The following is a 10,960-nucleotide window of genomic DNA, read 5'->3' on the forward strand; positions in this document are numbered from 1 at the left end:
CGCGAATCGCCGGTGCCGGACGCGACGCGTCGTCCGGCACCGGGGCGGATCACTCGGGGCTGCTGCGGTTCAAGGCGGCCCGCACCAGGTCGGCCACGCCCATGGACTTGATGTCCATGGGCTGCTCGGCCACGGCCTCGGCCGGGGTGGGCCCGGACAGTTTCAGCAGCCCGTCGAGCAGTCCCGCTTCGCGGATCCTCGCGAGCGGGATCCGGGCGATGAGGTCCCGCACCTCGTCGTCGCCCCGCGGGCCGGCGGGTTCCGGGCCGGAGTCCGGGGTGAGCCGGTCGAGCAGGTGGTCCGCCAGGGCCGTCGGGGTGGCGTAGTCGAAGATGAGGGTGGAGGGCAGGCGCAGTCCGCTGGCGGCGTTGAGCCGGTTGCGCAGTTCGACCGCGGCGAGTGAGTCGAAGCCCAGCTCGGTGAAGGCGCGCCGGGGGGCGACGGCCGCGGGTCCGTCGTGGCCGAGGACCGCTGCGACCTCGGTGCGGACCGCTTCGAGCACGGTGTGCCCGTGGTCGGCCTCCGGCAGCCCGGCCAGGCGCTCCCCGAGGGTGCGGGCCCGGTCGTCCTGTGCCACGCGGGCGGTGACACCGGCCAGGGAGCGCAGCACGGGGGGTACGTCGTCACCGCGGCGGCGCAGGACGGCGGTGTCCAGCCGGACCGGCACCAGGGCGGGGAGCCCGGACTCCAGGGCCGCGTCGAACAGTTCCAGTCCCTCGGCCGGGTCGAGCGCGCCGATGCCCGACCTTTCGATGCGCTGTACGTCGTCCGGGTCGAGGCCGGCCCCCATGCCGCCGCCGGCCCACAGGCCCCAGGCGAGCGAGGTGGCGGACAGGTTCTGGGCGGCGCGGTGGGCGGCCAGGGCGTCGAGGAAGACATTGGCGGCGGCATAGTTGCCCTGGCCCGCGGCGTCGATGGTGCCGGCGGCCGAGGAGAAGAGCACGAAGTGGGACAGGTCCCGGTCGAGGGTGAGCTGGTGCAGGTGCCAGGCGGCGTCCGCCTTGGGCCGGAGCACGATGTCCAGGCGCTCGGGGGTGAGCGAGGGGACCAGCCCGTCGTCGAGGACGCCGGCGGTGTGCACGACGCTGTCGACGGGGTGGGCCGCCAGCAGTGCGGCGAGTGCCGCCCGGTCGGCGACGTCACAGGCGACGACGTCGGTGTGGGCGCCCAGGGCGGCCAGTTCCCGGGCCAGTCCGGTGGCGCCGGGGGCGGCGGGCCCACGCCGGCCGGCGAGGACCAGGCGGGTGACGCCGTGCCGGGTGACGAGGTGGCGGGCCACAAGGGCGCCGAGCCCTCCGGTGCCGCCGGTGACGAGGACGGTGCCCCAGGGGCGGCCGGTGCGCGGGGCGTCCGGTTCCGCAGCGCGCGTCAGACGCGGGGCATGGGCCCGGCCGTCCCGCCACAGCACCTCCGGCTCGCCGGAGTCGAGGACGGCGGCCAGCGCGGCGCGGTCGGGTACGGAGCTGTCGGGCACGGTCCGGCCGACGAGCACGATCCGGCCCGGGTCCTCGGCCTGCGCGGCCCGTACGAGTCCGTGCACGGCGGCGTCGGCGAGGGTACCGGCGGTGAGCACCAGCAGCACGGAGCCGGCCCACCGCTCGTCGCCCAGCCACTCCTGGACGGTCGCGAGCGTCGCGTCCAGAGTGGTGCGTACGGCTTCCGGCAGCTGCTCCCCGTCGGCGTGCGGGGCGCGCACCGGGAGGACGACGACGTCGGGCACGGGGTCGCCGATCGCGGCCAGGCCGGGGTGGGCGGGGACGCCGAGGCCGGCGTCGTCCGGGCCGAGCACGGCCCAGGTACGGCGCTCGGGCCGCCCGGCGGACTCCGGCAGCGGTTCACCCTCGCTGACGTAGAGCGAACGCGCGGGTCCGGTGAGCCGCTCGGCGGTGACGGGGCGGGTGACGTAGGACTGGACGGTGGCCAGCGGCCTGCCCTCGGTGTCCGTCAGGTCGAGCCGGGTGCCGTCCTCGCCCGGGGTGACGCGGACACGTGCGGTGAGCGCCCCCCGGCCGTGCGCGGTGACGCCGGTCCAGGCGAAGGGGAGGGCGATCGTGCCGGCGGGCGTGTCGTCACCGGCTTCCCCGTCGGTGAGGGACGTGGCGTGCAGGGCGGAGTCCAGCAGCGCGGGGTGCAGGGTGTGCCGGGCTGCGTCCTGCCGGGCGTCGACGGGCAGCTCCAGCTCGGCCAGGACGGTGTCGCCGAGCCGCCAGGCGGCCCGTACGCCGCGGAAGACGGGGCCGTAGTCGTAGCCCTCGCCGTGCAGGCGCGGGTAGAGGCCGTCGGCGTCGAGCGGGACGGCGCCCGGCGGCGGCCAGGCGCCGCCCGCGGCCGGTTCGGTGCCGGTGAGGGCGCCGGTGTCGGTGAGGGTGCCGGTCGCGTGCCGCGTCCAGCCCTCGTCCTCGGGGGCGTTTTCGGGCCGGGAGTGGATCTCCACTGCGCCGTCGGGCCGCGCGGCGACCTGGAGACGTACGGCGCCGTCCCCGGGCAGCGCCAGCGGGGCCTGGAGGGTGAGTTCCTCCAGGACGGGCCGGCCGGTCAGCCGGCCGGCGTGCAGGGCGAGGTCGACCAGGGCGGCACCGGGTACCAGCACCGAGCCGAGCACGGCGTGCTGGGCGAGCACCGGGTGGGTGGCGGTGGAGATCCGTCCCGTGAGCAGCAGTCCCGCGTCGCCGGGCAGGTCCAGGCGGGCGCTGACGAACGGGTGGTCGGCGGTGGCGAGACCGTGTCCCGCGGCGTCGCCCTTGGCGGCGGTCGTCGGCAGCCAGTAGTGGCGGTGCTCGAAGGCGTAGGTGGGCAGTTCGGTGCGGCGACCCTCGTAACCGTCGTACAGGACCGACCAGTCGATGTCCGTGCCCCGGGTGTGCACGGCGGCCAGCGCGGCGAGCAGGCCGGGTACCTGGGCGGTGTCCTTGCGTGCGGTGGGGACGAACGCGGTCCCCTCGGCGTCGGGGAGGCAGTCCGGGCCCAGGGCCGTCAGGACGGGCGCGGCGCCCAGTTCGAGGAAGGTGTCGACGCCCTGCGCGGCCAGCGTCCCGACGGCGTCGGCGAAGCGCACGGTCTGCCGTACGTGCCGCACCCAGTAGTCGGCGGAGCCGAGTTCGGCGGCCGTGGCCTGGACACCGGTGAGGGTGGAGACGATCGGCAGGACCGGTTCCGCGGCCTGGATGGCCGCCATGACCCGGCGGAACTCGTCGAGCATGGGCTCCATGCGGGGCGAGTGGAAGGCGTGCGAGACGCGCAGCCGCCGGGTGGTGGCGAAGTGCGCGGCGACGGCGGTGACGGCGTCCTCCTCCCCCGAGACGACCACGGCGCGCGGGCCGTTGACCGCGGCGATGCCGCACCGTTCGTCCAGCAGCGGCGCCACCTCCTCCTCCGAGGCCTGTACGGCGATCATCGCGCCGCCCGCGGGCAGCGCCTGCATGAGCCGGCCGCGTGCCGCGACGGCGGTCACGGCGTCCTGCAGTGACCAGACCCCGGCGACGTGCGCGGCGGCGAACTCACCGACGGAGTGGCCGGCCAGCCATGCGGGCCGCGCCCCGAAGGACTCCAGCAGGCGGTAGAGGGCGACCTGGGTGGTGAACAGGGCGGCCTGGGTGTAGGCGGTCTGCTCCAGTACGTCGGGGTGGTCGCCGAGGACCACCTCGGTGAGCGGCCGTTCCAGGTGCTTGGCGAAGAGTTCGGCGACGCGGTCGAAGTGTTCGGCGTAGACCGGGTAGGCGTCGTACCAGTCACGGCCCATGCCGGGCCGCTGGGCGCCCTGTCCGGAGAACAGGTGGGCGAGGGTTCCGTCGGTGGCGGCACCGGTGACGAGCAGGCCGGGCGCCTCGTGTCCGCGGGCCAGGGCGTCCAGTGCTTCGGCGGTCCGCCGCTCGTCGGTGGCCAGGACGACGGCCCGGTGCGGGTGGGTGCCGCGGGTGGTGGCGAGGGCCAGGCCGAGGTCCGCGGGTGCGGTGCCGGTCAGGTCCCGCAGGCGGGCGGCCTGGCCGCGCAGTGCCTCGGGCGAGCGCGCGGAGACCGCAAGGGCGAGCACGGGCGGCGCGGTGGCCGGGTCGGGCTCCGCGGTCTCCGGCTCGCTGCCGGTGAACTCCTCGAGGATGACGTGGGCGTTGGTGCCGCTGATCCCGAAGGAGGAGACCCCGGCGCGGCGCGGCCGGTCCGGTGCCCGCCAGGGCCGCTCGTCGGCGAGGAGCCGCACCGCGCCCGCCGTCCAGTCCACCTGGGGCGAGGGCGCGTCGACGTGGAGGGTGCGCGGCAGGGTGCCGTGCCGCATCGCCATGACCATCTTGATGATGCCGGCGACTCCGGCTGCGGCCTGGGTGTGCCCCATGTTGGACTTGACGGAGCCCAGCCACAGCGGCTCGTCGTCCGTCCTCTCCTGTCCGTAAGTGGCCAGCAGCGCCTGGGCTTCGATCGGGTCGCCGAGCGTGGTGCCGGTGCCGTGCGCCTCGACGGCGTCGACGTCGGCCGGGGTGAGCCCGGCGGAGCTGAGCGCGGCACGGATCACACGCTGCTGGGAGGGGCCGTTGGGGGCGGTCAGGCCGTTGGAGGCCCCGTCGGAGTTGACGGCGGAGCCGCGCACCGTGGCCAGCACCCGGTGGCCGTTGCGGCGGGCATCGGAGAGGCGTTCGACGACGAGCATGCCGGCGCCCTCGCCCCAGCCGGTGCCGTCGGCCGCCGCGGCGAACGACTTGCAGCGGCCGTCGGCGGCCAGGCCGCGCTGCCGGGCGAAGTCGACGAAGGTGTCCGGGGTCGACATGACGGTGACGCCGCCGACCAGGGCGAGGTCGCACTCGCCCTGCCGCAGGGCCTGCGCGGCCAGGTGCAGGGTGACCAGCGAGGAGGAGCAGGCGGTGTCGACGGTGACGGCCGGGCCCTCCAGGCCGAGGGCGTAGGCCACCCGGCCGGAGACGACGCTGCCGAGGCTGCCGTTGCCGAGGTACGCGGCGAGGTCCTCGGGGACCTCGGTCAGCCAGGTGCCGTAGTCGTGGTACATGACGCCCGCGAACACGCCGGTGCGTGAGCCGCGCAGGGCCGCCGGGTCGATGGCGGAGCGCTCCAGGGCCTCCCAGGAGATCTCGAGGAGCAGGCGCTGTTGCGGGTCCATGGCGGTGGCCTCGCGCGGGCCGATGCCGAAGAAGCCGGGGTCGAAGTCGGCCGCGTCGTAGAGGAAGGCGCCCTCACGGGTGTAGGTACGGCCGGGGGTGCCGGGCTCGGGGTCGTACAGGGTGTCGGTGTCCCATCCGCGGTCGGCGGGGAAGTCGCCGACCGTGTCGACGCCGTCGGCGACGATGCGCCACAGATCTTCCGGGGAGCGGACGCCGCCGGGGTAGCGGCAGCCCATGCCGACGATGACGACGGGGTCGTCGCCGTCGGCGGGGCGCGGTACGGCGGCTGGCTCGTCGGCCGGCCGCGAGGTGCCGAAGAGGGCGTCCCGGATGTGGTCGGCGAGGGCGCGGGAGGTGGGGTGGTCGAAGACGAGGGTGGCCGGCAGCCGCAGTCCGGTGAAGGTGTTGAGCTGGTTACGCAGTTCGACGGCGGCCAGGGAGTCGAAGCCCAGCTCGGTGAAGGCCCGCCCGGGGTCGATGGCGGCCGGGGAGTCGTGCCGCAGGACCGCGGCCACTTCGGTGCGGACCAGGTCCAGCAGAGCGCGTTCCCGGTCGGCGGCGGGCAGTTCCGCCATCCGCCGCTCCTGATGGGGCGCGGTGCGGGCGGCGGCCCGGCGGCTGACGGGGCGGACGAGGGCGCTCAGCAGGGGCGGCGGGCCGTCGGGCCGGCGGCGTACGGCGGCGGCGTCGATCTCCACGGGGACGAGGTGGGGGCTGCCGGAACGGACGGCGGCGTCGAAGAGTTGCAGGGAGCGTTCGGCGGACAGCCCGGGGACGCCGTATGCGGCGAGGCGCTCCAGGGCGCCGGCGTCCAGTGCGGCGCCCATGCCGGTGCCGGTGTCCCACAGGCTCCAGGCGAGGGCCGTGGCGGGCAGTCCGTGCGCGGCGCGGTGGGCGGCGAGGGCGTCCAGGTAGGCGTTGGCGGCGGCGTAGTTGCCCTGGCCCGGTCCGTCGAGGACGGCGGCGAGCGAGGAGAACAGCACGAAGTGGGAGAGGTCCCGGTCGAGGGTGAGTTCGTGCAGGTGCCAGGCGCCGGCGGCCTTGGCGTGGAAGACCTCGTCGATCATGTCGTCGGTGAGGCTCTCGACGATGCCGTCGCGCACGGTGCCCGCGGCGTGGACGACGGAGTCGACCGGGTGTCGGGCCAGCAGGTCGCGCAGCGCCTCCCGGTCGCCGACGTCGCAGGCGGCGACCGTCACCTCGGCGCCCAGCGCGGTCAGTTCGGCGTGCAGCTCGGGGGCGTGCCCCCGGCGGCCGGCGAGGACCAGGCGGCGCACGCCGTGGGCGCGCACCAGGTGGCGGGCGAGCAGGGCGCCGAGGCCGCCGGTGCCGCCGGTGATCAGGACGGTGCCCCAGTCGGCGGCCGGCCGGGGCGCGGCGGCTGGTTCGGCGGCCAGCCGGGGCACGGCGAACCGGCCCTCGGTGAGGGAGAGTTCGGGTTCACCGGTGGCGAGCACCTGGCGCAGCTCGGCCTCGGACGGCAGGCCGTCGTGCTCGACGAGGACGTAGCGGCCGGGGTTCTCGGCCTGTGCCGAGCGGACCAGGCCGCGTACCGCGGCGTGGGCGGGGCTGCCGGGCGCGGTGACGAGGACGAGGCGGGTACCGGCCGCCCGTTCGTCCGACTGCCAGGTCTGCAGCAGGCGCAGGGTGCCCAGGACGTGGGCGCGCGCCTCGGCGGCGTCGGCGCCCGCAGGCCCGGCCGGGCGGTACACCACGGCGTCCGGCGCGGGCCCGTCGAGCAGCGCGTCCACGGCTCGGGCGAGCGCGTCTTCGACGGGACCGTCACACGGCGGGCCGGCCGGGTGGGGGGCGCCGTCGAGGACGGCGGTGCGCAGGGGCGCGGTGGTCGCCGGCCGGGGGTGCGACGCCCATTGCACGGCGTACAGGACGTCGTCGTCCGGTACGGGCAGGGAGGTCATGGCCTCGATGTCGGCGACGGGGGCGCCGGTGGTGTCGGCGAGGTGCAGACCGATGGTGTCGCCGTCGCCCCGGGTGATCCGTACGCGCAGGGCCGCGGCGCCGGTGGCGTGCAGGCGGACGCCGGTCCAGGCGAACGGCAGCAGCACCTCGCCGCGCGGCGGGGCGCCGAGGTCGGCGGCGTGCAGCGCGGCGTCCAGCAGCGCGGGGTGGAGTCCGAAGCGCGCCGCGTCCGCGGTGGCGTCCTCGGGCAGGGCGACTTCGGCGAGGACGTGCTCGCCGTGCCGCCAGGCGGCGCGCAGGCCCTGGAAGACAGGGCCGTAGGCATAGCCCTGGTCGGCGAGGTCCGCGTAGACCTCCGTGGTGTCCAGGGGTTCGGCGTCCGGCGGCGGCCACGCGCCCGGCTCGGTGCCGGCAGCCGGCGGGGCGGTGTCGGTGAGCACGCCGGCCGCGTGCCGGGTCCAGGGCGCGTCCTCGTCGGCGCGCGAGTGGACCGTGACGGTGCGGCGTCCGGTGTCGTCGGGTTCGCCGACGGCCACCTGGACGGCGACGAGCTCGTCCGGGGCGAGCACCAGCGGGGCGCCGAGGGTGAGTTCCTCCAGGTCGGTGGCGCCGACGTGGTCGCCGGCCCGCAGAGCGAGTTCGACGAAGGCGGTGCCGGGCATCAGCACGCGACCGGCGATCACGTGTTCCGCGAGCCAGGGGTGGGTGCGGGTGGAGAGCCGTCCGGTCAGGACGACGCCCTCCGCGCCGACCGCGACCACGGCCGCCAGCAGGGGGTGTCCGGCCGCGATCTGCCCCAGGCCTGCCGCGTCGGCGGAGGTGCCCGGCTCCAGCCAGAAGCGACGCCGCTGGAAAGGGTAGCCGGGCAGGTCGACGCGGCGGGCGTCCTGGCCGGCGTAGTGCCGTGCCCAGTCGACGGGAACGCCGCGGGCGTGGGCGGCGGCGAACGCGGTGACGGCCTCGCGTGCCTCCGGCCGCTCGCGCCGCAGCACCGGCAGGAAGGCGGTGCCGGGCGCGTCGACGCAGTCCGGTCCCATGGCGGTCAGCACCGCGTCGGGGCCGATCTCCATGAACGTCCGGACGCCGGCGTCGGCGAGCCACCGCACGGCGTCGTGGAAGCAGACCCGGGCGCGGACGTGTTCCACCCAGTACTCGGGATCGCGCAGTTCGGCGCCGACGGGGGCGCCGGTCACGGTGGACACGACCGGCACGGTGGGTTCGGCGTAGTCCAGTACCTGTGCGACCCGGCGGAACTCGGCCAGCATCGGTTCCATCAGCGGCGAATGGAAGGCGTGGCTGACGCGCAGGCGCTTGGTGTCGTGTCCGCGGGCGGCGAGTTCGCCGGCGATGCGCTCCACGTCATCCTGGTCGCCGGAGATCACGACGGAGGCGGGGCCGTTCACGGCGGCGATGCCGGTGCGCTCGGTGAGCAGCGGCGCGACGTCGCTCTCACCGGCGCGGACCGCGACCATGGCACCGCCCTCGGGGAGGGCCTGCATGAGCCGGCCGCGCGCGGCGACCAGGATGGTGGCGTCCTGAAGGGTGAGGACTCCGGCCACGTGCGCGGCGGCGATCTCGCCGACGGAGTGTCCGGCGAGGTGGTCCGGGCGCATCCCCCAGCTCTCCAGCAGGCGGTGGAGGGCGACTTCGACGGCGAACAGGGCAGGCTGCGCGTACTCGGTGCGGTGCAGCAGGTCCGCCTCGGGTGTGCCCGGCCGGGCGAACAGGATGCTCTTGAGGGGCTTGGGGAGCTGGAGGTCGAAGTAGTCGCATACGTCGTCGAGGGCGTCGGCGAACGCGGGGTACGCGGCTGCGAGTTCGCTGCCCATGCCGGGGCGCTGGCTGCCCTGACCGGTGAACAGGAAGCCGAGTTCGCCGGGCGTCCGCACGGTGGCAGGGGTACTGCCCGAGGCCACGCCGTTGAGCGCCTCCAACAGCTCGCCCCGGTCGGCGGCGACGAGGACGGCCCGGTCGGGCAGGGCCGCGCGGGTGGTGGCCAGAGCGTGGGCGAGGTCGGCCGGTTCCGTGGTGTCGGCCAGTGGCAGCAGGTCGGCGGCGCGCGCCCGCAGGGCGGCCTCGCCGCGTGCGGACAGCGGGAAGGCGAGCGGGACCGGGACGCCGTCGGTGGCGTCCTCACGGGCAGCCTCGTGGGCGGCCTCCGGGGCGTTCCCTGGAGCGGCGTGCGCTGCCTCCGCATCCGGGGCCCGGACACCGTCCGGGTCGTCGGCGCGGTCCCCGGCGTCCGGCTGCTCCAGGATGACGTGTGCGTTGGTGCCGCTGACTCCGAAGGAGGAGACGCCCGCCCGGCGGGGACGGTCGGTCCGCGGCCAGGGTCTCGGCTCGGTGACCAGTTCCACGCTTCCGGACGCCCAGTTGGCGTGCGCGGTGGGGGCGTCGACGTGCAGGGTCGCCGGTACCTGGCCGTGCCGCATGGCGAGGACCGTCTTGATCACGCCGGCCACGCCCGCGGCGGCCTGGGTGTGCCCCAGGTTCGACTTGACCGAGCCGAGCAGCAGGGGGGCTCCGGCCGGGCGGCCCTGCCCGTAGGTGGCCAGGAGCGCGGTCGCCTCGATGGGGTCGCCGAGGCGGGTGCCCGTACCGTGCGCCTCCACCACGTCGACGTCGGCGGGGCCGAGTCCGGCTTCGGCCAGCGCCCGGCGGATCAGCCGCTGCTGCGCGGTGCCGTTGGGAGCGGTGAGCCCGTTGGAGGCACCGTCCTGGTTGACGGCGGAGGACCGGACGACGGCGAGCACCCGGTGGCCGTTGCGGCGGGCGTCCGAGAGCCGCTCCAGGACGAGGACGCCTACGCCCTCGGAGAAGCCCGTGCCGTCCGCGGCGGCGGCGAAGGCCTTGCAGCGGCCGTCGGTGGACAGACCGCGCTGCCTGCTGAACGCGGTGAAGACACCCGGTCCGCCCATCACCGCCACCCCGCCGGCCAGAGCCAGCGAAGACTCGCTCTGCAGCAGCGAGCGGCAGGCCAGGTGGATGGCGACCAGGGAGGCGGAGCACGCGGTGTCGACGGTGACCGCCGGTCCCTCGGTGCCCAGTACGTAGGCGACGCGGCCGGAGATGACGCTGGAGGCGTTGCCGGCCAGCAGATGGGCGTCGAGTCCGTCCGGTGCGTCGTGCAGGCGCGGACCGTACTCCTGCACCTCGGCCCCGAAGAACATGCCGGCCGCGGTGCGGCGCAGCGTGGTGGGGTCGATGCCGGCGTCCTCCAGGGCCAGCCAGGAGGTCTCCAGGATCAGCCGCTGCTGCGGGTCCATGGCCATCGACTCGCGCGGGCTGATGCCGAAGAACTCGGCGTCGAACTCGGTCGCCGTGTCGAGGAACCCGCCGGTGCGGGCGTAGGAGCTGCCGGGGACGTCCGGGTCCTCGTCGAAGAGCTGCTTCAGGTCCCAGCCCCGGTCCTGGGGGAAGCCCGAGAGCACCTCGCCGCCGTCGCTCAGCAGGCGCCACAGGTCGTCCGGCGTCTCGATGCCGCCGGGGAAGCGGCAACCGATGCCGACGATCGCCACGGGTTCGTCGGCGCGGCCGTCACCGGCCGGCTCCGGCGGGGTGTCGTCAGCGGCCCTGTTCCCGGCCAGCAGCCGGTCGGCCAGGTCGCGCACGGTGGGGCAGTCGTAGGCGAGGCCGACCGGCAGGTCGAGGCCGGTCCGCTCGGTCAGCCTCCGGTGCAGGTCCACCGCCGCGAGCGAGTCGAGTCCCTGTTCCGCCAGCGGTACGGACGGGTCCAGGGTCTGCGAGGTGCCCGGCCGGGCCGCCTCGACCGCCTCGGTCACGGCGGCACGCACCAGATCGGTCACCAGCCTGCGGTGCTGCGTCGGTGCGGCCTCGGCGAGCAGTCGCGCCAGGGCTGATTCGGATCCGGGCCCGTTCATCCACGCATCTCCACTTTCGACCGACACCGTTTTCCACCTTTTTTCTCACCGTAA

The 10,960-nt window shown here is 75.7% G+C and carries 1 protein-coding gene; it reads right to left on the reverse strand.

The genetic code is table 11. The features are described from left to right. Nucleotides 1–49 precede the first annotated feature (49 nt). The gene (locus tag ACWD04_RS11125) at nt 50–10,906 is read right to left on the reverse strand and encodes an SDR family NAD(P)-dependent oxidoreductase (RefSeq protein ID WP_451130433.1); all 10,857 of its coding nucleotides are present in this window, start codon (nt 10,904–10,906) and stop codon (nt 50–52) included. Nucleotides 10,907–10,960: the final 54 nt, after the last annotated feature.

This window comes from Streptomyces sp. NPDC002911, assembly GCF_053591835.1.

Excerpts from the sequence above, each read along its gene's own strand:
- ACWD04_RS11125 (WP_451130433.1), bottom strand. The coding sequence starts at position 10,906 with ATGAACGGGCCCGGATCCGAATCAGCCCTGGCGCGACTGCTCGCCGAG.